This window comes from Hoeflea sp. IMCC20628, from assembly GCF_001011155.1.
Classification (GTDB): Bacteria; Pseudomonadota; Alphaproteobacteria; order Rhizobiales; family Rhizobiaceae; genus Hoeflea.
Genome location: NZ_CP011479.1, coordinates 2,770,324 through 2,791,028 on the forward strand (window position 1 = coordinate 2,770,324; position 20,705 = coordinate 2,791,028).

Below are 20,705 nucleotides of genomic sequence, written 5' to 3' on the forward strand. Positions count from 1 at the left end.
TACCGCTAATACTCGAATTCGGACGCAAGCGCATTGAAATGCGGTGCGAGTACGCCCCTGCAACAGGACTCCATAAACCGCGACACGGTCGAAGCTGTTTTGAAGCTCTTCGCCGCAAGTTTGGAGGACAGATCATTTCGATAGATTGACCGACCATTCCGTCGCGGTCATATCCATAGAGTACCTTGCAACGGCTGAGAGAAACTAAAGGATTGGCAGTTTTGCGCCGAAAGGTGTAATATTGGCAAAACTGTGATTGCCGATTCCGGAGCAACGACATGAGCCTTCTGACCGACAGTATTGATGCAATAACATTTGATCTTGGCCCTGACGAAACTCCTATCGAAAGTATTAACACGTCAGGCGCAAGCCCTTACGTTATGAACTTTCAATATGCATCAAGCCAGCCGGCTGATCTTTGGAATACCTATACTGGATGGACATCTTTCTCCGCAGCGGAAAAAGCCACCTACCGTGGGCTGCTTGATTATGTCGAGACGCTCATCAACGTGACTTTTCAGGAAGTTAGCGGATCTTCGGATCCTGATATGAACGTAGGGAAAGTCCAGATTGATGATGCTGCTGGAAAAGGCGGCTTTCAGTATTACTACACTACAAGTGGCCAAACCGCGACGCTGACCGACTATGACGCTTTCACGGTGTTTGAAAACGACATTTCGCTTGAATCCGGTTCTGCCGACCTGATCCTGCATGAGATCGGCCACGCGCTGACCCTCAAGCATCCGTTTTCCGGCAGCCCGGTGTTGCCTACGGCCTACGACAACAACAAATACACGATCATGTCCTACACCTCCAATCCAGATACCGGGTTGGACAATGAAGGCTATCTTGCTTTTGATATTGCGGCCCTGCAGCAGCGCTGGGGCGCGAACATGAACACCGCGACCGGCAATGATGTCTACACAGGCCCACGAATTCCGACCGTAGACGTGATCTGGGACGCAGGGGGCACCGACAAGCTTTCCGCATTCGGATATTCAACCGACGTGTTGATTGATCTGAATGAAGGCGCCTTTTCGAGATTCGGCACAAATGACGATGTGGCCATCGCCTATGGCGTGGTGATCGAGAATGCCACCGGCGGCAACAGCCATGACCTCATCATCGGCAACGCACAGGCAAACACCCTTGCAGGCGGCAACGGCAACGACAATCTGTCCGGTGGCGGCGGCAATGATTACTTCATCGGTGGAAATGGCATCGACACCTATGATGGCGGCTCCGGTTCCGACACGGCCCGGTTCGACGGCAATGTCGGCTGGCGGGTCGATCTTGGAACGGGCACTGCCAAGGTCGGCTCCCAGACCGAAATGCTGACATCGATCGAGAACGTTGTCGGATCCAATGGCAATGACACCATTACAGGCACCGCCTATTCCAATGACCTGTATGGCGGCAATGGCGATGACATGCTGATCGGCGGCGGCGGCATTGACGATTATTATGGCGGTTCGGGTAGCGATACCGTCGACCTATCGGGCAGTAATTCGAAATGGCGGGTTGATCTCGGCAACGACACAGCCGAAATGACGACGGCAACAGGCAATGTCTACAATGTTGATTTTGAAAATATCGAATCTGTCATCGGACCGCGCAACAGCCTGACCTTGCTGGGAACCAGCGGCAACGAGGAAGCACGAGGCAACAGTTTCGCCGATATCTTCTACACCCGCGGCGGCGTTGACGAGTTCCATGGCAGCTATGGCAGCGACACGGTCTCGTTCAGCGGCTACGGCGAAGGCCTGACCATTCGTGGATCGGCAGGCTATGGCCGGCTTGGTGACGGCACCCAGGTGACGACTTTCACCGGGATCGAGAACATCTTCGCGACGTCTGAGGACGATGACATCACCGGCACGGCCGGCAACAACACCATCGTCGGCCGTTCGGGCGCCGACCGCATCAATGGCGGCTCCGGTAACGACATCATTCAAGGTGGGCTGGGCCGCGACCTGCTGACCGGAGGACGCGGCAACGACACCATCGACGGCGGCAGTGACCCGAATGACTACGCCTTCTTCTCGGGCAATCAGAGCCAGTACAATATCTCCACCTCAGCCGGTGGTGTCACGACGGTCGAATGGATCGGCCCCGGCAACGGCGACGGCACCGACACGCTGACCAACATCGAGTTCCTCGGCTTTGATGACGGGTTTTATTACGTTTGAGGTGATAGCGGGCTGGAGATCAGCGCTTTATCTTGTGAAGCTGGCTGACCCCCGACGTTCGGCTGCATAGGGCTGTCCGGGGTTAGTGGCGGGTCTCGGTCGGCATCGATTCTAACGGCACGCAGCACACAACCCGCGCAATTCAACCACCGCCTTCTTGACAGTGAAGCCATCCTCGCGGGCGAGATCGCGCAGCCGGGTTTCCAGCGCTTCATCGGAGATCTCTGTTACCTTGCCGCAGGTTTCGCAGATGGCGAAGGCGATGGTCTGGTGGGTGTCGCAACCGGGGTGGCTGCAGGCGACGAAGGCGTTGAGGCTTTCAAGCCGGTGGACCATGCCGGTCTCGACCAGCTTGTCGAGCGCGCGGTAGACCTGCAGCGGCGCGCGGAACCCGTCATCGCGCAACTGGTCGAGAATGGTGTAGGCCGACAATGGTCCCTCGGCGCGGGACAGCGCACCGAACACCAGCGACTGGTTCTTGGTCAGGTCGGACGGAGCACGCCCGTGATCATGGCTGTGGGTGTCCCGGTTCATGATGAGGTTCCGCCTGCTTTGGCTGGAGGAGTCCGGCCACGCACGAGCCGCATGATCAGTGTGCCGATGGGAGACATGGCGACCAGAAACAGGACAAGGGCGGCGACGACAATGCTCGGACCGGACGGCGTGTCCCATCTCAGCGAGCTTTCAAGACCAAGCACGATGGCTGCCATGCCGGCAAGCGAGGCGAAGACTGCCATCTGCTCTGGCCCCGAGGCAAAGCGCCGGGCGGTGGCGGCGGGAATGATCAGCATGGCGGTGATCAGCAACACACCGACAATCTTGATCGACATGGCAATGACCGTAGCCATCAGGATCATGAAGATGAGATTGGCGCGGTCGGGATGCATGTCTTCGGCTTCCGCCAGTTCGGCGCTGACGGTGGCTGCAAACAACGGCCGCCAGATCAGGGCCAGCACCACCAACACGGCTACGCCACCAGTCCAGATGACGGCGATGTCGATCTTGGAGACAGCCAAGATGTCGCCGAACAGCAGGCCCATCAGATCCATGCGGACCCAGGTCATGAAGGCCAGCGCGACAAGACCCAAGGCAAGGGCTGAATGCGACAAAAGACCGAGCAGCGCGTCGGAGGACAGCGTGGCGCGTTTTTGCAGCAGCAGCAGGGCGAGCGAGATCAGCACCGAAACCGCAAAGACGGCGAGCGTTATGTTGATCTCGAACAGGAAGGCCAGCGCCACGCCGAGAAGCGCAGCATGGGACAGCGTATCGCCAAAATAGGCGAGCCTGCGCCAGACGACGAAGCAGCCAAGCGGGCCTGCGACGAGCGCGACGCCAAGACCGGCAAGAATGGCACGGGTGAAAAAGTCATCCAGCATCGCGATCGCCCTTCCCTGTCTTTGAACTGGAGCTGCCGCCCGGCGAATGGTGATGGTCATTGTGCTGATGAGAGGAATGATCGTCGTCATGATGACCATCACCCGGATGGTGGTTTTTATGGTGGCCATCGTCGGGATGGCAGCTGGCCGTCACCGATCCGTCGGCGTGGCGCACTGTTCCATCGGGCAAATGGGTGTGATCATGGTCGTGCTCATAGACTGCCAACGCTGCATCAACCCGGTCACCAAACATCCGGCGGTACTCGTCGCTCGCCGCCACCGCGATCGGCGTTCCCTGACAGCAGACATGGCCGTTGAGGCAGATCACCCGGTCGGTGGCAGCCATCACCACGTGCAGATCATGCGAGATCAGCAGGACGCCGCAGCCAATGTCATCGCGGATGGACTTGATCAGATTGTAGAGCGCGATCTCGCCTGAGTAGTCGACGCCCTGCACCGGCTCGTCGAGAACCAGCAGGTCGGGCTTGCGGGCAATCGCGCGGGCCAGCATGGCGCGCTGGAATTCGCCGCCGGAGAGATTGCGGACTTCGGATGCCAGCAGATGCGAAATGCCGGTGGCGCTCAATGCCTGCTCCGCAGCCTGGGCCGAGACGCCGCCGGTGAGACGCATGAAGCGCGCCACCGTCAAGGGCAGCGTCCAGTCGACCGAGAGTTTCTGCGGCACGTAGCCAACGCGCAGACCGGGTTTGCGGTGCGCGCTGCCCTCGTCGGGCTTGATCACCCCGAGCGCAATCTTGGCGGTGGTCGATTTGCCCGAGCCATTGGGCCCGATCAGGGTGACGATCTCGCCCTTGCGGATGGTCAGATCGACCCCGCGCACCAGCCAGCGGCCGCCGCGTTCGGCACCAGCGCGCTCCAGCGAGATCAGAGGTCGTTCAGGATGCAGCATTTCGATTCCTTAAAAAAACCGGCTTCCCGATCTTGTCTGAGGATATGGCACACGTTATACCGTTACACAAGATTGTAACTTTATAACATATTCCGGAGAACCACATGATATCGTTTCGCTCCCTTGCCGCAAGCGCCGCGCTTTGTCTCGCGATGTTGCCATTCTCAGCGGCGCAAGGATTCGCCGAGCCGCACGTCGTGGCCTCGATCAAGCCCGTTCATGCGCTGGTTGCGGCAGTGATGGAGGGTGTTGGGAAACCTAATCTGATTGTCGGAGGTGCTGCCTCCCCACATGCCTATGCGCTCAAGCCGAGCCAGGCGCAGGCGATGGAAAACGCCGACCTGATCTTCTGGGTCGGCCACGAGCTCGAGAGTTTTCTTGAAAAACCAATCGAGACAATCGGAGCACACGCCCGCTCGGTGGAACTGATTGATGCCGAAGGACTGATCAAACTGCCGTTCCGCGAAGCCGGTCCGTTTGAAGCCCATGACCATGATGACCATGCGACAGAGGATACCGATCACGCGCAGGATGATCATGACGAGATGGCCAGCGAAGAGCATGATCACGGCAGGGACGGATTCGATGCTCATCTCTGGCTTGATCCGCTCAACGCCAAGGTCTTCGTCCGGGTTATCGGAGAGGCACTGACAAAGGCAGACCCTGACAACGCGGCAACCTACGCTGCCAACGTCGCCACGACCAATGAGCGGCTCGACGCTCTGATCGGCGAGGTCAACGCCACCCTCGCCCCGGTGCATGGCAGTCAGTTCATCGTCTTTCACGATGCGTACCAGTATTTTGAGAAGCGCTTTGACATGCAGGCCGCAGGCTCGGTCACGGTCAATCCGGAAGTCCGCGCCAGCGCCGAGCGGGTTGCGGCGATTCAGGACAAGGTGCACGATCTCAATGCCGTCTGTGCATTTTCCGAGCCGCAGTTTGATGGCCAGTTGATCGACGTTGTCATTGAAGGCACTGATGCCCGCTCTGCTGTTCTCGATCCGCTGGGCGCAACGCTTGATGATGGCCCGGAGCTCTATTTCGACCTCATCCGGAACCTCGGCACGTCAATGCGCGATTGTCTTCAGGAGCGTTGAATCGATCTGCCGTCCTGTTCGGATGCTCAAGGAAAGGGCTTGCGGAACCATATCGGATTTCGCAAGTTGCCTGTACGCATAGTAGTTAGGGTTGCCGGGACTGGCCGTATCGGTTATCCGGCGACCTCTACCGGACCACGCCATATCGGCGTATGGGCAAGCATGGACAGGAAGATCACCACATGAGCGGACTGCTTGCCCTACTCGATGACGTCGCCGCATTGACCAAGCTTGCTGCAGCGCAACTCGACGATGTCACCGCGCAAGCCGCCAAAGTCGGGGTCAAGACAGCCGGCATCCTGATTGACGACACCGCGGTGACACCGAAATACGTAACCGGTCTTCCGGCAGCGCGAGAATTGCCGATCGTCTGGAAGATCGCCCGTGGATCGCTGTTCAACAAGCTCGTCATCCTGCTGCCGATTGCCATGCTGCTCAACGTGTTCGCACCCTGGCTGCTCTCACCGTTGTTGATGATCGGCGGCGGGTATCTGTGTTTTGAAGGCGCGGAAAAGATATGGCATATCTTCCATCCCGAACCGTTGCCGGTCGATGACGGCAATCCGATCGATCATGCGCATCTGGAAAAGCAGCGGGTCGCCGGCGCGATCAAGACCGACTTTATCCTGTCGGCAGAAATCATGACGATTGCGCTGTCCTCGATCGAATCCGGCACAGTGTGGATGGAAGCCATGGTGCTGGCGCTTGTGGCAGTGGGCATCACCGCCCTCGTCTATGGCAGCGTCGCCGTACTGGTCAAAGCCGATGACGTCGGTTTGAAGATGGCGCAGGGCGCCTATTTTGACGCGACGCGCAGCCTCGGCCGCGCCATTGTGCGTGGCATGCCCACCTTCATGGAAACGGTTGCCAGCATTGGCACCGCGGCCATGCTCTGGGTTGGCGGCTCAATCATCATCCACGGTCTGGAAGGCTTCGGCATCTCGTTCTTCGGCCATCTGGTCGAAGACTCGTCAGCCGCGGTTCGCGAAGCTGTTGCTTTCGCGTCAGGTTTCCTCGGCTGGGCGACGGAAGCCCTGCTCAGCGGCATTTTCGGCCTTGCTGTCGGGCTGGCGCTTCTGGCGATTATCAGCGTGGGCAAGCGCGTGTTCAAGCGTGGCTGACCGTATGAAATCTGCGCCGCGCCAATCGCCAAACTTGACAGTCAGCTCTTCACGATGACGTGACGGTCATTGAAGCGGAACTCCCAAGCGGCCATCTGCGTTGTCTCCATCCGTTGTCTGATCGACTGAGCGGACGCTTGCCAAGGCGACGCTCTGACGTTCAGACCCTGCCCTTCAATTTACGTAAAGCGGCGCGCTGCCCGAGCGGGCAACAGAGCCATTCGCGCCCAACACAAACCATTTAGGACTGCCATAATGAGAGCCGCCATCATCAACAATTACGCCACTGACATCGAGATTTCGGAGATCCCTGAGCCGGTCCTGACTGCTGATTCCGTATTGATCCAAGTGTATGCCGCCAGTCTCAACCCGATCGATAGCATCGTGCGGGCCGGCTACATGAAAGACATGGTTCCGCTAAGTTTCCCGCATGTGATGGGTTATGACGTCTCCGGTGTTGTCACCAAGGTCGGCACTGACGTAACCGGCTTCAAGCCTGGCGATGCGGTCTATGCACGTCCCAATCAGGAAGATGCCGGTTCACTGGCCGCAGTCGCCCGCGTCAAGGCTGCCGAACTGGCGCTGAAGCCGGCAAGCATCAGCCACGCCGAAGCGGCCTCTATTCCGCTTGCCGGACTGACAGCATGGCAGGCACTGGTCGACAAGGCCGGACTCAAGGCCGGGCAGAAGATCCTGATCCATTCCGGGTCAGGCGGTGTCGGCACCCTGGCGATCCAGATTGCCAAGCACATTGGCGCGCATGTCGCCACCACCACCAGCGCCAAGAATGCAGATCTGGTGCGTTCACTCGGCGCTGACGAAGTGATCTATTACAAGACCGAGAAATTTGAAGACACTGTCTCAGACTATGATGTGGTGTTCGACACGTTGGGTGGCGAAACCATGGCCCGCTCCTTCAGTGTTATGAAGAAAGGTGGCGTCCTGGTTTCGATCAAGGGGCAGGACACCGACAACCTGGCCGAGAAGCATGGCGTCCGGTTCGAATGGTTCTTCATGTCGCCCAGCGGCGCACAACTGACCGAACTCGGCGCCTTGATCGACAAGGGCATCGTCAAGCCAGTGATCGACAGCAGCTATGAACTCAGCGAGATTTCGGCTGCCTACGACAAGCTGGCCGATGGCCATGCGGTCGGCAAGATCGTCGTCACCATCAGGTAACCCCGAAAGCAAAGCGCCGGCTTTCGTGTTGTAGCTCTTTGAATTGATGCATGAACGTTATCGTTCAAAAGAATCCATTTGAACACGACATGCATAGGGCCCGTGTGTCTTCCCCTGACACACGGGCCTCTTTTGATTCATTCGCCCGGCGAGAGTTCCTGCTGGCTGGCACGACGGCCAGCCATGTCGCCGGCCTCGCGCAATTCGGTATCAAGGCGGCGTTCTTCCTCCGCAGACGGTGTGGCAAAGCGTGCCAGCAGCAGATAGGCAACGGGGGTCAGGAACAACGTCGCTATCATCGCCAGACCAAGACCGCCGACGATCACCCAGCCGAGCGCGATGCGCGCTTCAGCGCCGGCGCCGAAGGCCAAAAGCAGCGGCACGGAACCGAGCACGGTTGAGATCATCGTCATCATCACCGGACGCAGGCGGATGTTGGAGGCCTCCTCGATCGCCTCGCGGATATCCATGCCCTTGTTGCGCAACTGGTTGGCGAATTCGACAATCAGGATGCCGTTCTTGGCCATGACCCCGACCAGCAGCACAAGGCCGATCTGGCTGTAGACATTGAGCGATCCACCGGTGAAGGCCATGGCGAAAATGGCGCAGGCAAGCCCGAGCGGCACCGTCGAGATGATGATGAACGCACTGACGAAGCTTTCAAACTGGGCGGCGAGCACCAGCAGCACGACGATGATGGCGATGCCGAAGGTGATGAGCATATCGTTCGACGACTGATCCAGCGTCGCGGCTTCGGCCAGCGGAATAATGCGCACACCGCCCGGCATCAACGGCTCGGCGAGATCAACAGCATTGGACCAGGCTTCGCCCAGCGCAAAACCGGGCGTCAGACCGGCGGTGATGGAAACCGAGCGCATCTGGCTTTCGCGCCTGAGATCGGGGGCGACAGCTTTCTCGGTCAGCGAGGCAATGGTAGACATCGGCACGATGCGGCCATCGCCGGCCTTGAGGTAGATCGATTCCAGGTCTGTCGGATCATTGATCGGGTTGGTGGTCGACATCAGCTTGACCGGGTAGGACCGATCCTCGATAAACACCTGCGCCACTTCGCTGCCGTCGAGAAGCGCCTGTAAGGCCTGCGCAAGGCCATCGATATCGACGCCCAGATCGGAGGCGCGGGCACGATCGATCTGCACCGAGATCTGCGGCTGGGTGGTTTCATAGGAGAGCTGGATCTGGCTGTAGCGCGGGTCCTGCTCCAGTTTCTCGACCATTTGCTGGGCAACGCCGGCCAGTTCACCATAATTGTTGCCGACAAAGGCAAACTGCAGACCGTTGCCGGCGCCACGGATGCCGAGACTGTTGGGCTGGATGGCGAAAGCCCGCAAGCCCGGAACAGTAGCCACGGCGCGGTTGAGATCGGCGACAATCTCGGATTGAGGCCGCTCCCGTTCGCTCCAGGGCGCAAGACTGAGCACCATGAAGCCGGAGTTGGCAGAGCCGCCGTTTCCGGCAATGGCAAACACATTCTGAACTTCGCCACTTTCGCGAAGCGGTGCGACAAGGCGCTCAATTTCCGTCATGCGAGCACGTGTATAGTCGAGGCTGACGCCCTGCGGCGCGGAGATCCGCATGATCGCCAAGGCCCTGTCCTCGGGCGGTGTCAGTTCCTGCGGGATGGTGGGGAGAAGCGCCAGCGCTGCGCCTGCCGTCAACAATGCAATGACGACGACGATCAATGGCGCATCAAGTGCGCGGTGCAGAACCGAAGCATAGGCTTTCGACATGCGGGCGCCGAATCTGACGAAGGCGCTTTGCTTGCCACCCGCCTTGGTCATGTCGCGCCGCTTGATCAGCCGTGATGCCAGCATCGGGCACAAGGTCAGGGCGACAACGCTGGAAATCATCACAGTGAAGGCCAGCACGAAACCAAATTCGGTGAACAAACCGCCCGCCTGCCCCGGCAGGAACGAGATCGGGATGAAGACGGCAGCGAGCGTCGCCGTGGTGGTGATGACGGCGAAGAACACTTCCTTTGTGCCGATCACGGCGGCGGCGCGCACGCCCATGCCTTCATTGCGTTTGCGCACGATGTTTTCGAGCACGACGATGGCGTCATCGACGACCATGCCGGTGGCGAGAACCAGAGCCAGAAGGGTGAGGATATTGACCGAAAATCCAGCCAGCCAGATCGCTGCAAACGCTCCGATCAGCGACACCGGAAGGGTCACAGCGGGGATCAGCGTCGCCCGCCAGTCGCGCAGGAACAGGAAGATGATACCAATAACGATGATGACGGCCAGGATCAGCGTGGACCGCACCTCGTCAATAGCGCCGCTGATGAAAGTAGCGTCATCGCTGGTCACCCTGATGTCGACGCCTTCGGGCAGAATTGCCTGAATTCCGCCTATGGCAGCCCTGACCCCTTGCGAGATCTCCAGTGTATTCGAGGCTGCCTGCCTGATGATGCCGATCCCGATGCCGGTGCGGCCATTGGCGCGCAGCACCGATTCCCCGATATTGGCGCCCAGGGTAATGCTGGCAACATCGCGGAACCTGACCCGATCATTGATATAGAGGTTCTCAAAACCTTCGGGCGTGGTGACATCGGCGGTGGCGCGAACCACGATATCCGATGTTCGTGCCGTCAGTGATCCGGCAGGCACATCAAGTGCCACATTGCTCAGCGCACGGCGCAAATCGGCCAGTGTCAGGCCGAAGGCAGCCAGCCGCGAAGGATCGACATCGACACGGAAGACCTTCTCCCGGTCGCCGTAAACATTGACGTCGGCGACCCCGGCAACGGCTGCCAACCTGTCGACCACCAGGTCCTCGACCAGAATGGTCATGTCCTGGACGTTGTAGCGATCCGACGTCACCGCCAGACGCATGACCGGATCGGAATTGGCGTCGGCCTTGACGATGCGGGGATCGTCGGCGCCATCGGGCATGTTGTTGGTCACCCGGCCGAGCGCATCCCGGACATCGGAGGCTGCAACATTGAGATCGGTGCTTTCGGTGAACTCGATGGTCACCCGGCTTCGGCCGAGTGTCGATGTCGATGACATTGAGGCAACGCCAGAGACGCGCGCCACGGCGCCTTCAACGACCGCAGTCAGCTCCCTGTCGACGGTTTCGGGTGCTGCGCCTGAAAAAGTTGTGGTCACGGTGATCACTGGACGGTCAACATCGGGCAGTTCACGGATTTCGGCACCGTAAAGACCGGCAAGACCGGCGACAACGATGAGCAGGCTGATCACCATGGCCAGCACCGGCCGACGCACCATCAGTGCGGTGCCGCCGCCGGACTCCATCGGGCCGTTTGAATCAGTCTGGTCGGTGGGTGTTTCGTCGCGGTCGATCATGCGCCATCCCCGCTCTTGGCCTTGTCCGGAGAGACGCGCTGAGCTGTCGGCTCCTGATCTGCCGGGCTGCTTGCTTCCGGCCGATCAGCGCCGCCAATCACCCGAACAGTGGCTCCGGGGCGAACACTCTGGACGCCTTCTGTCACGACCTCGTCGCCGGTAGACAGGTCAGCCTTGACCAGAACTGTCTCGGCATTGCGCTGAATGATCGTCACGTTGACCCGACGGGCCTTGTTGTCTTCAACCTGCCAGACATAAGAGCCGGTTGAATCCCACTGGATCGCCAGCGGATCGACGGTTGGCCATCGTTCGCCGTCAAACCCGACACTGACCTCAAACGACATGCCGGCGCGCAGAGTGTCATCGGCATTGGCGATCTGGGCTCGCACGCGCAAGGTGCGGCTTGCTTCATCGACACGGTTGTCGACTTCAGAAATCTGTCCCTCGAAGGTCTCCCCGGGGCGCGATATTGCAATGGCCGTGACCTGCTTGCCAACCTCCATGCCGGAGGTGAAGCGTTCGGGTACAAAAAACTCGATCAGGATTTCACTGCGGTCATCGATTCTGGCTATCTCGCTCTGGCTGGTGACATAATCGCCGGTATTGACCGACAGGATACCGAGCGAACCGCTGATCGGCGCGGTCACGGTGCGGCGGGACAGGTCAAGTTCAGCTTCCCTGAGCGCGACCTTTGCCGATTCCAGTGCATTTTGCGCCTGATCGGCTTCAACACTCGAGGCAGCGCGACTGGCGACCAGGCTTTGCAGACGCTCCACCTTGGCTTTCGCATCATTGACCGTAAGTTTGGCTTTTTCGACGGCAAGTTCCTCTTCGGCGGCATCCAGCCGGATCAGGACGTCACCATGCTCGACCTTGCCGCCCGGACGGATCGGAATTTCAGCGATCTGACCCGACACCAGTGTTCTGACCGAAACCGAACGGACCGCCTGACCGGTACCAATCGCCGTGAGCTTGTCGTTGACCAGCCCTTCCTCCACCGGGGCAAGAATGACAAGTGCTTCGCGCTGCCCGCGGCCCCTGACCCGACCGGCTGCGCCCGGCCCGGCAGCCGTGTCGACTTTGGCCTCATCGCCAGCGGGCGCGAACAGCGAAATCCGTTCAAGCCCGTTTCGGGCTAGGACATCATGCGCGCCCGGGTAAAGCCAGGACCAGCCAACAAATGCGACCGCAAGCAGGATCAGTGAGAGAAGCAATTGTTTCCAGAGTTTCAAATTCACATCTTTCAGATATGTGCTGACGAGAGCACCAGTTAACGCGTCTCGTCTGCACGACCAGGGTCCGGACCGAGCATGCCGGCTGTGTCAGCGGCAAATGCAGGTTGCATGCGGGAAACATAGCGCGTTGTTTGCCGACTGCACCTTACCATTTAAACAGATTCCGAAAATCGGAAAGACGGTTTCTTTAAGAAAAGAATCATTTCATGGCAGGTCATGACGGGGGCCTGGCCGGGTATAGCCGCGTTGAAAACAATGGACCGGGCTTGTGTCTCGTGCGCGGCGCACCAGTTACATGACCAAAGTCATTGGCAAGCGCTGACCGGTGTGGCAGGTGCATCATCCTTGCCGGGCGGCTTTCTTACCTGCGCCCGATGCAACAGGACAGGACCATGAATGTGCAACCGATACTGATACCTGCCATTGCCGAAGACGGTTCGTTGTATCCGGTCGAGAAACTCGCGGCCCATGCCGATGGGCTGTTTCATCTTGCAGTGTCGGTTTTCGTGTTCGATGGCGAGCATCTGCTGATCCAAAAGCGTGCCGCCGCGAAGTATCACAGCGGCGGGCTTTGGGCGAATACCTGCTGCACCCATCCGCATTGGGACGAACCGGCCGAGCTTTGCGCCCGGCGGCGCCTGCAGGAAGAACTCGGCTTCAGCGTGGCCCTGTCGGAACGTCGCGTGGTTGAATATTCCGCCGATGTCGGCAACGGGCTGCATGAGCACGAGCGAGTGACGATGTTTGTCGGCACGGCGGACCGGGCTGCGCTTGCAGTCATGCCCGATCCATCAGAAGTCGAAGACACAAGGTGGATTAGCCGTGACCAGCTTCACGCCGAAATCGCTGCCCATCCGGAACTGTTCACGGCCTGGTTCCGGATATATGCCGAGCGCCATCCCGAACTGGTTTTCTGATCCCGGCCGCTGTTTGGTCTTCATTCCGACGGTGTTCAGTCACTCGGATCAGGTCCACGCATTTTGAGTGATGTCTGCACCATGCCGATTGCCAGCACCGAGAGCGCCACGCAGATCCAGAAAGCGTTGACGCCGATCATGCCGAAGACCACGCCGAAGCCAGCGACGACGAGAATGGAAAAGCCCTGCATCATGACGCCGAACAGGCTCTGCGCCTCGGCCGAGATGTCTTCGCTGGTGCGCTTGTTGATGAAATAGAGGCAGCCGAGATAGGCGAAGGTGAAGGTGACCGCCTGGCCAAGCTGCATCACCACGATGACGGCGAGCGGCGGAGACTGGGTCATGCCGATCCAGCGGGCGATCGCCACAACACCGGCAATCAGGATCAGAACACGGGCGGGAAAGCGGGTGTTTATCCGTTTCCAGGCAAACATGGTGGCCGCTTCCGCAGCCGCGCCCAGCGCAATCAGAACACCGATGACCGGCTCGGACAGGCCCTGCTGTTTCCAGACCAGCGAGGAAAACGCGTTCATGACCATGTGATTGGCAAACAGGATTGCGCCAGCGATCACCGGCAGCAGCACCCAGGGCTGAAACGCCGCCATCACCTCGCGTGACAGCAGCTTGCCTTCCGGATTGCTGCGCGGCTTGTCAGCATCGCGCAGTTTTGGCAGGCCGGTGGCCGCCCAGAACCGCATCCCGCAAGCGATCGCAAACAGCCAGACAAAAGATGACGCCCCGAACCAGAGGATCAGATAGCCGGTGGCAAAACACATCACCAGAAAGCCGATGGTGCCCCAGGCGCGGGTCGTTCCGAAGGAAAACCCCAGGCGCATTGACAATCGCAATGTCGCAGCATCCGCCACAGGACTGACCAGTCCCGCGGGCAGGATGGCCATGGTCCAGACCAGCAGGATCATCCAGAACCCTTCAGCAAGGCCCAGCAGCAGCGAAAAGACGGCGCACAGCCCGGTTCCGAGCATGATCGCCTGTTTCCAGTCTGACGCGCGGTCGGCAAGCCGTCCGACAAACACCGAAAACAACAGCATGCCGGCCATCGGCACCGTGTTGATCAGGCCGATGCCGGCATCGCTGATGCCGCGTTCATTGAGCCAGATCGGCAGATAGGTGATGGTGACCGCGGGCGCCAGAAAAGCCAGGGCATAGTAGCGGGTCGCCGCAAATTCCGGTTTTGCCATTCGGGGACAGCCTTGAAACGGCCCGGAGCCTGTGTCCGGAGTGATGATCTCAGACTTTAGTCCTTCGCCCCCTCCCGCACTATCGTCAAGCTCTATTCCTTTATGAAAGCCTTGACGGGATGCGCCTGCTGGCTGTCATCGGGCGCTTCGTCGCGAGAGAACGATAGCGACAGCAGCTTGCCGGATATCGCGCTGCCGTCAAGCCTAACGCTGATGCGCCTGAATGACCTTCAGGAAGGCATCGCCGTAACGTTCCAGCTTCGACTGGCCGACGCCGGAAACGCCGAGCATTTCCTCGTGGTCTGATGGACGGTCTGTTGCGAACGCCACCAGCGTGGTGTCGGGAAACACCACATAGGGCGGCACCGACAATTCCTTGGCGATGGCCATACGGGCAGCGCGGAGTGCCTCGAAAAGCTCCATATCTGCCTCTTCCAGCGCGGATTTGGCGTTGGATGAACTCGATGACGCGCCGCGTGCGGATTTGCCCGAAACCGGCGGGTCCTTGCGGAACCGCACCTCGCGCTCGTGCTTGAACACGGCGCGTGCCGCCTCTTCGAGCTTCAGCGCGCCAAAGGCCTGATGGTCGACGCTCACCAGACCGGCGGCGAGCAATTGCCTGTAGACCGACTGCCAGGTCTTGGCGGAAATATCCTTGCCGACGCCGAACACCGGCATTTCGACATGGCCGAAACGGGTGGTCTTGTCGTTTTCATTGCCGAGCAGCACGTCGATCAGATGGCCGGTGCCGAAACGTTCTCCGGTCCGGTAGACTGCTGCCAGCGCCTTAATGGCGGCGTCGGTGCCGTCCCAGGTCTCTACCGGCTTGAGACAGGTGTCGCAATTGCCGCAATTGCCCGGATGCGCCTCACCGAAATGCGACAGGATCGCCTGCCGGCGGCAGCCCGCGGTTTCGCAGATGCCGAGCAGCGCATTGAGCTTGGCGCGCTCCACCCGCTTGATATCGTCGCCCGATCCGCCGCCGTCGATCATCCGTCCGCGCTGAATGACATCGGCCATGCCATAGGCCATCCAGGCATCAGACGGCAACCCGTCGCGCCCGGCGCGGCCGGTTTCCTGGTAATAGGCCTCGACGGAACCCGGCAGATCGAGATGGGCAACATAGCGCACATTCGGCTTGTCGATGCCCATGCCGAAGGCAACTGTGGCGACGAGGCAGAGATCCTCTTCCTTCAGAAACGCATCCTGATGGGCATCGCGCATGCCGCGGTCCATGCCTGCATGATAGGCCTTTGCCCGGATACCCTGCTTGTTGAGCCATTCGGCGGTGTCGTCGACCTTGGCGCGCGACAGGCAGTAGACGATGCCGCTCGAGCCCTTGTGGCGAGACAGAAAGCGCAGCAATTGCTGACGCGGCTGGTCACGGCCGACAATCTCATAGGCGATGTTGGGGCGGTCAAACGAGGTGGTGAAGACTTCCGCCGAACGCAGCGCCAGCTTGTCGATGATGTCTTCGCGGGTGTGCGGATCGGCGGTTGCCGTCAGCGCCATGCGCGGCACGCCGGGATAGGCTTGGCCCAAATGGCCGAGTTCGCGGTATTCGGGCCGGAAATCATGTCCCCATTGCGAGACGCAATGAGCTTCGTCGATGGCGAAAAGCGCAATTTTGGCGTTGCCGATCATGTCCTTGAAGCCGGAGGTGACAATGCGTTCCGGGGTCACATACAGAAGATCGAGTTCGTCCCTGGCGATGGCGCTGCGCACACCCATGAATTCTTCGCGGGTCAACGAGGAATTGAGTGCTGCGGCGCGCACGCCCAGTTGCTTGAGCGCTTCGACCTGGTCGCGCATCAGCGCAATCAATGGTGAGACGACGATGCCGACGCCCTCACGGCACAGCGCCGGGATCTGGAAACACAGCGACTTGCCGGCGCCGGTGGGAAACAGCACCACCGCATCGCCACCCGAGATCACCTGGTCAACAACAGCCGCCTGCTTGCCGCGGAACGCCGGGTAGCCGTAGACCTGCTTGAGGATGGCAAGCGGGTCGCCCGCTGCCTTGCGGTCAAACGTCGGCTCGATACGGCTACTGGACTGCGGCATGGAATCGCTTTCGTGGGAACGTCCGTGTTTATCGCACAGTCTCAGTGCTACAGGCGAGAGCTCAAAAATATAGCCCGCCACTGACGTGGCGAGCCATAACAATCGAAGAGAAAATGCCCAGCCGAAGCTCCTCAGAGCCTGGATGGCATCAGGCTCAAACGGCGGCGATGCAGAGGATCTCGACGTTGTATTCCGGGGTAGCCAGCTTGGATTCGCCAGCGGCGCGCGCAGGCGTGTGGCCCTGTGGTACCCAGCTGTCCCAGACAGCGTTCATCTCGGCGAAATCAGCCATCGAGGACATCCAGATGGTGGTCTGCAGGATTTTGGTCTTGTCCGATCCGACTTCAGCCAGCAGGCGATCGACTTTGGCGAGGATTTCCTGGGTCTGCACCGTGACGCTGGCGCCGGCTGTGCCGACCTGGCCAGCCAGATAGACGACGCCGCCATGGACAACGGCCTGGCTCATGCGTGGACCGGTTTCAATGCGTTTGATGTCACTCATGTGTTTTGTCCTTGTTGAAATTTCAGTGCCGCGCGTCGCGGGCTGAGCGCATCTACCACGGCATGCCCCAGAGGCGACAGACGCCCCATGCATAAATCAGCCGTCAGTTGCGACAGAGCGGGCGCAGTCTGCATACCATAGCCGCCCTGTCCGGCAAGCCAGAAGAAGCCGTCAGCATCAGCCGCGAAGCCTACAACCGGCGAGCGGTCGGGCGCAAATGTCCGCATTCCGGCCCAGGAATGATCGACCCGTGTGACCGGAATTGTGACAGCCTGCTCGAAACGATGCAGCCCCTCGGCAATCACCATATCGTCGGCCCAGACATCATGTGGTTCGACCGGGTCTTCTTCGGCCGGCGAAATCATCAGCTTTCCGGCTTCCGGCTTGGCGTACCACTGGTCGCCGGCGTTGGCGAATAAGGGCCAACGGGTGATGTCGTGATTTTCAGGCGCCGGGATGAGAACTGCCGAGCGACGCAGTGGCCGCAGGCCCAGCGGCCGGACACCGGCGATGTCGGCCAGAGTATCGGCCCAGCCGCCCGCTGCATTGATCACGATAGGCGCGGAGAATTCCCCCGCCGGCGTGACCACCGTCCACAGACCGCCATGACGGGCCATCGACTGTACCGGCGCGCCGGTGACGACCTGGCCACGGTGACGGCGAAGCTTGCGGGCAAAGCCCTGCAGCATGCGGTCAACATCGATATCCTGTGCATCCCACTCAATCGCGGCGGCAGCAATCGCCTCGCCCCTGAGGATCGGCACCAGTTCCAGCGCCTGCTGCCGCGACAACCGCTCGATGCCTTCACTGCCATTGAGATAGGCATCATAGGCCGGCATATCATCATCCGTTGCCACCAGCATTTCGCCGCGCGGCGAGAGCAGGCTCGAATCTGACACATCTCCCGGCACGGCCAGGAACGGCGCCGATGCGGCGTTCAGCGCCCGCAAGACGGAATTGCCGTAGTTGCGAATGAAAACCGCGGCCGACCGTCCGGTGGAGTGATGTCCGATCACCGGTTCTGCTTCGAGCACGGTAACCTTCGCGTCGGGCGCCAATTGCGCCGCAGCGCTGATGCCGGCGATACCTGCACCGATCACCAGAATGTCCGAACTTGACTTCATTTTGCTTGGTATCCGTTGAGAAAACTGGTCAGATTGTCGCCGAGATCGGCGGACAGATACCCTCCCTCCTGCACGATGACGGCGGGAAGGTCCAGTCTGGAAATTGCCCCGGCAATTTTGGCAAACCCCGGAGTCGTGATGCTGAAACCGTGAAAAGGGTCGTTTTCATGGGCATCGAGACCAAGCGCCAGCACGAGTACATCGGCGCCGAAATGCCGCACCCGGCCGAGCGCGATATCGAGAGCAGACAGATATTCCGCGTCCTTGGTGCCGCGCGGCATTGGCAGATTGAGATTGTATCCCCGCCCCTCGCCTTCGCCGCGCTCCTCGGCATGGCCCCAGAAGAACGGATAGAATCGTGCCGGGTCGGCATGGATCGACACAGTGAGCACGTCTTTGCGCTGATAGAATATGCCCTGGGTCCCATTGCCGTGATGCACATCGACATCAAGGATGGCTGGACGCCGTCCAGCACGCAGCAGCGCCTGAGCCGCAATCGCGGAATTGTTGAGAAAGCAGAACCCGCCAGCCAGATCACCAAAGGCGTGGTGACCCGGCGGGCGGCACAGGGCATAGGCGGATGCCTCACCAGCGAGCACACTGTCAGCGGCGCTCAATGCGGTTTGCGCCGACCAGTAGGCCGATTTCCAGGTACCCGCAGCGATCGGACAAGAGGTGTCGGCCTGATGGAAGCCCGCCTGACCGGCGGCTGAACTGGGATAGCTGGCTATGCGCCGGTCGGGGTGGATGTTGGGGATCACCTCTTCGGAGGCGCCCTCTGTGCGGATCCAGCGAGCATGGATGGATTCGAGAAAGGCCAGATATTCAGGTGAGTGGATCTCGGCGATCGGGCCCAATCCATGGTCTGCCGGCGCAAGTAGCGCACAATTGGCTGCCTTGGCACCACGGGTCAATTCGGCGACGCGCTGCGGCTGCTCGGGATTGGCCGAAAGCCGGCCATTGGCCATGAAATGTTTGGGGTCATGCGCCCGTTGGCGCTCGTCAAAAAAGGCCTTCATGATGGGACTCCCAAGGATGTCATGGCCTCACCTGCCAGTGTCATGAACTGTGTTTCCGAATAGGCGACAAAGCCCAGGCGCTCGTAAAAGCCGCGCGCCCGGGGATTGGAATGATAGACATTGAGCCGGATGAAGCTGGCATCCCAGTCGGTGGCGCCGGCATCGCGAACCGCTGCAAGAAGTCGAACGCCGAGCTGTTGTCCACGTGCCGATTCGGCCACCCAGAGATCGGAGACATAGATGCCGACAGTGCCCAGGGTGGTTGAGAAGAACGGCGAATAGGCGGCAACACCGACAATGGCGCCGACTGCCGTTTCAGCCAGCAGAGTGTGAAACACCTGGGACTCACCAAAGCCGAAACGCGCGATATCTGCATCACTGGCCCGGTGCACGTCGCCCATGTCGGCGGACAATTGCGCAAGTGCCTGATTGAGTGCTGCGGCATCCTCGACCACTGCCGGCCGGATGCTGATCTGTTCGATAGTCAAAATGCCACCTCTTGCTTGCCCTTCAGTCCCAGCATGACACGCGCCTCATCCGGTGTTGCCACCACACGCCCGATGTCTTCGACGATGCCGCGCACCAACTCCACCTGCTCCGCATTGGACTTCGCCAGCTGACCTTGGGCGATATAGAGATTGTCTTCCAACCCGACCCGGACATGACCGCCTATTGCTGCGCCGAGTTTGGCCATCGCCATCTGCTGCCGACCGGCGGCGAGAACCGAAAAGGTGTAATCATCTCCAAACAGAGTGTCGGCTGTCAGCTTGAGGTGCGCCAGATGTTCCGGTTCCGCTGCAATACCGCCCAGCACACCCATGACGAACTGGATGAATAAGGGTGCTGTAATCAGGCCGCGATCGGCAAAATGCGCCAGCATATAGAGATGACCAACATCGTAACATTCAAACTCGAAGCGGGCGCCGCGATCCTGGCCCATCCGCGTGAGAATGGTTTCGATATCTCGCGGCGTGTTCTTGAACACCATGTCATCGGAATTTCTGAGGAATGGCTCTTCCCAATCATGCAGCCACTCGGTGCGTTTGGCGAGCATTGGATATAGCGCGAAATTCATCGTGCCCATGTTGAGCGAGCACATTTCCGGCTCGGCGGCCATCGGTCCGGCCAGACGGTCCTCGATTGTCATTACCGCACTGCCGCCAGTGGTCAGGTTGATCACGGCATCGGTTTGCGCCTTGATGGCAGGCAAAAACCCCATGTAGTGCTCAACCAGGGCTGATGGTCGTCCGGTCTCAGGGTTGCGGGCGTGCAGGTGCAGGATCGCCGCCCCGGCTTCCGCAGCACCAATGGCCTGTTCAGTGATCGCCGCGGCAGTTAACGGCAGAAAAGGCGACATCGACGGCGTGTGAATCGAGCCGGTAATGGCGCAGGAAATGATGATTTTCGACATGCTGGTCCCTGTCAGACCGCTGTTGCGGCGACCCCG

The 20,705-nt window shown here is 59.9% G+C and carries 17 protein-coding genes; 5 read left to right on the plus strand and 12 right to left on the minus strand.

The window, feature by feature from the left end:
- Positions 1-548 precede the first annotated feature (548 nt).
- Complete coding sequence (locus IMCC20628_RS13205; protein ID WP_197078296.1) at positions 549-2,189, plus strand: M10 family metallopeptidase C-terminal domain-containing protein; 1,641 nt, start codon at positions 549-551, stop codon at positions 2,187-2,189.
- 111 nt (positions 2,190-2,300) lie between these two features.
- Here IMCC20628_RS13205 and IMCC20628_RS13210 read toward each other — a convergent pair whose 3' ends face one another.
- From IMCC20628_RS13210 to IMCC20628_RS13220, 3 genes are read right to left on the minus strand one after another with little or no spacing between them, the layout of a single operon-like run.
- Positions 2,301-2,723, minus strand: coding sequence for a Fur family transcriptional regulator (locus IMCC20628_RS13210; protein WP_047030604.1), 423 nt, complete (start codon positions 2,721-2,723; stop codon positions 2,301-2,303).
- Complete coding sequence (locus IMCC20628_RS13215) at positions 2,720-3,565, minus strand: metal ABC transporter permease (RefSeq protein WP_047030605.1); 846 nt, start codon at positions 3,563-3,565, stop codon at positions 2,720-2,722. The genes IMCC20628_RS13210 and IMCC20628_RS13215 overlap by 4 nt, the downstream gene beginning before the upstream one ends.
- On the minus strand, positions 3,555-4,475 hold the full coding sequence (locus tag IMCC20628_RS13220; RefSeq protein WP_047030606.1) for a metal ABC transporter ATP-binding protein: 921 nt from the start codon (positions 4,473-4,475) through the stop codon (positions 3,555-3,557). The genes IMCC20628_RS13215 and IMCC20628_RS13220 overlap by 11 nt, the downstream gene beginning before the upstream one ends.
- Before the next feature lie 104 nt (positions 4,476-4,579).
- Here IMCC20628_RS13220 and IMCC20628_RS13225 point away from each other — a divergent pair, with 104 nt between their 5' ends.
- The 3 genes from IMCC20628_RS13225 to IMCC20628_RS13235 all read left to right on the plus strand — a co-directional run bounded on the left by IMCC20628_RS13225 (position 4,580) and on the right by IMCC20628_RS13235 (position 7,872).
- Positions 4,580-5,572 carry a zinc ABC transporter substrate-binding protein gene (locus tag IMCC20628_RS13225; RefSeq protein WP_047030607.1) on the plus strand — a complete coding sequence of 331 codons (993 nt, stop codon included), beginning with the start codon at positions 4,580-4,582 and terminating at the stop codon, positions 5,570-5,572.
- Positions 5,573-5,754: 182 nt separating this feature from the next.
- On the plus strand, positions 5,755-6,693 hold the full coding sequence (locus IMCC20628_RS13230) for a DUF808 domain-containing protein (protein ID WP_047030608.1): 939 nt from the start codon (positions 5,755-5,757) through the stop codon (positions 6,691-6,693).
- 255 nt (positions 6,694-6,948) lie between these two features.
- Entirely contained in the window at positions 6,949-7,872 is a 924-nt protein-coding gene (locus IMCC20628_RS13235; RefSeq protein WP_047030609.1) for an NADP-dependent oxidoreductase, read from the plus strand.
- Between the two features lie 137 nt (positions 7,873-8,009).
- Here the strand turns inward: IMCC20628_RS13235 and IMCC20628_RS13240 are convergent, their stop codons facing one another.
- Complete coding sequence (locus IMCC20628_RS13240) at positions 8,010-11,147, minus strand: efflux RND transporter permease subunit (protein WP_047032556.1); 3,138 nt, start codon at positions 11,145-11,147, stop codon at positions 8,010-8,012.
- 47 nt (positions 11,148-11,194) lie between these two features.
- A complete protein-coding gene (locus IMCC20628_RS13245; RefSeq protein WP_245307774.1) occupies positions 11,195-12,436 on the minus strand; it encodes an efflux RND transporter periplasmic adaptor subunit in 1,242 nt (413 codons plus the stop codon).
- 389 nt (positions 12,437-12,825) lie between these two features.
- Here IMCC20628_RS13245 and IMCC20628_RS13250 point away from each other — a divergent pair, with 389 nt between their 5' ends.
- Positions 12,826-13,350 (plus strand): NUDIX domain-containing protein, encoded by a 525-nt coding sequence (locus IMCC20628_RS13250; protein WP_082128134.1) that lies wholly within the window; start codon positions 12,826-12,828, stop codon positions 13,348-13,350.
- A 35-nt stretch (positions 13,351-13,385) separates the two neighbouring features.
- Here IMCC20628_RS13250 and IMCC20628_RS13255 read toward each other — a convergent pair whose 3' ends face one another.
- The 7 genes from IMCC20628_RS13255 to IMCC20628_RS13285 all read right to left on the minus strand — a co-directional run bounded on the left by IMCC20628_RS13255 (position 13,386) and on the right by IMCC20628_RS13285 (position 20,669).
- Positions 13,386-14,549 carry an MFS transporter gene (locus IMCC20628_RS13255; RefSeq protein WP_047030610.1) on the minus strand — a complete coding sequence of 388 codons (1,164 nt, stop codon included), beginning with the start codon at positions 14,547-14,549 and terminating at the stop codon, positions 13,386-13,388.
- Between the two features lie 204 nt (positions 14,550-14,753).
- Positions 14,754-16,613, minus strand: coding sequence for a DNA helicase RecQ (recQ, locus tag IMCC20628_RS13260; protein WP_047030611.1), 1,860 nt, complete (start codon positions 16,611-16,613; stop codon positions 14,754-14,756).
- 154 nt (positions 16,614-16,767) lie between these two features.
- Positions 16,768-17,115 (minus strand): RidA family protein, encoded by a 348-nt coding sequence (locus tag IMCC20628_RS13265; protein ID WP_047030612.1) that lies wholly within the window; start codon positions 17,113-17,115, stop codon positions 16,768-16,770.
- Complete coding sequence (locus tag IMCC20628_RS13270) at positions 17,112-18,239, minus strand: FAD-dependent oxidoreductase (RefSeq protein WP_047030613.1); 1,128 nt, start codon at positions 18,237-18,239, stop codon at positions 17,112-17,114. Before IMCC20628_RS13270 ends, IMCC20628_RS13265 begins: the two co-directional genes overlap by 4 nt.
- Positions 18,236-19,258 (minus strand): histone deacetylase family protein, encoded by a 1,023-nt coding sequence (locus IMCC20628_RS13275; RefSeq protein WP_047030614.1) that lies wholly within the window; start codon positions 19,256-19,258, stop codon positions 18,236-18,238. Before IMCC20628_RS13275 ends, IMCC20628_RS13270 begins: the two co-directional genes overlap by 4 nt.
- Positions 19,255-19,746 carry a GNAT family N-acetyltransferase gene (locus tag IMCC20628_RS13280; RefSeq protein WP_052766422.1) on the minus strand — a complete coding sequence of 164 codons (492 nt, stop codon included), beginning with the start codon at positions 19,744-19,746 and terminating at the stop codon, positions 19,255-19,257. The genes IMCC20628_RS13275 and IMCC20628_RS13280 overlap by 4 nt, the downstream gene beginning before the upstream one ends.
- The gene (locus tag IMCC20628_RS13285) at positions 19,743-20,669 is read right to left on the minus strand and encodes a 3-keto-5-aminohexanoate cleavage protein (RefSeq protein ID WP_047030615.1); all 927 of its coding nucleotides are present in this window, start codon (positions 20,667-20,669) and stop codon (positions 19,743-19,745) included. Before IMCC20628_RS13285 ends, IMCC20628_RS13280 begins: the two co-directional genes overlap by 4 nt.
- Between the last annotated feature and the right edge of the window lie 36 nt (positions 20,670-20,705).

Bases quoted from the DNA above. Each gene is read 5' to 3' on its own strand.
- IMCC20628_RS13275 (WP_047030614.1), bottom strand. From the start codon at position 19,258: ATGAAGGCCTTTTTTGACGAGCGCCAACGGGCGCATGACCCCAAACAT.
- IMCC20628_RS13270 (WP_047030613.1), bottom strand. From the start codon at position 18,239: ATGAAGTCAAGTTCGGACATTCTGGTGATCGGTGCAGGTATCGCCGGC.
- IMCC20628_RS13285 (WP_047030615.1), bottom strand. From the start codon at position 20,669: ATGTCGAAAATCATCATTTCCTGCGCCATTACCGGCTCGATTCACACG.
- IMCC20628_RS13205 (WP_197078296.1), top strand. From the start codon at position 549: ATGAACGTAGGGAAAGTCCAGATTGATGATGCTGCTGGAAAAGGCGGC.
- IMCC20628_RS13265 (WP_047030612.1), bottom strand. From the start codon at position 17,115: ATGAGTGACATCAAACGCATTGAAACCGGTCCACGCATGAGCCAGGCC.
- IMCC20628_RS13250 (WP_082128134.1), top strand. From the start codon at position 12,826: ATGAATGTGCAACCGATACTGATACCTGCCATTGCCGAAGACGGTTCG.
- IMCC20628_RS13215 (WP_047030605.1), bottom strand. From the start codon at position 3,565: ATGCTGGATGACTTTTTCACCCGTGCCATTCTTGCCGGTCTTGGCGTC.
- recQ (WP_047030611.1), bottom strand. From the start codon at position 16,613: ATGCCGCAGTCCAGTAGCCGTATCGAGCCGACGTTTGACCGCAAGGCA.
- IMCC20628_RS13230 (WP_047030608.1), top strand. From the start codon at position 5,755: ATGAGCGGACTGCTTGCCCTACTCGATGACGTCGCCGCATTGACCAAG.
- IMCC20628_RS13255 (WP_047030610.1), bottom strand. From the start codon at position 14,549: ATGGCAAAACCGGAATTTGCGGCGACCCGCTACTATGCCCTGGCTTTT.
- IMCC20628_RS13225 (WP_047030607.1), top strand. From the start codon at position 4,580: ATGATATCGTTTCGCTCCCTTGCCGCAAGCGCCGCGCTTTGTCTCGCG.
- IMCC20628_RS13235 (WP_047030609.1), top strand. From the start codon at position 6,949: ATGAGAGCCGCCATCATCAACAATTACGCCACTGACATCGAGATTTCG.
- IMCC20628_RS13240 (WP_047032556.1), bottom strand. From the start codon at position 11,147: ATGGAGTCCGGCGGCGGCACCGCACTGATGGTGCGTCGGCCGGTGCTG.
- IMCC20628_RS13220 (WP_047030606.1), bottom strand. From the start codon at position 4,475: ATGCTGCATCCTGAACGACCTCTGATCTCGCTGGAGCGCGCTGGTGCC.
- IMCC20628_RS13210 (WP_047030604.1), bottom strand. From the start codon at position 2,723: ATGAACCGGGACACCCACAGCCATGATCACGGGCGTGCTCCGTCCGAC.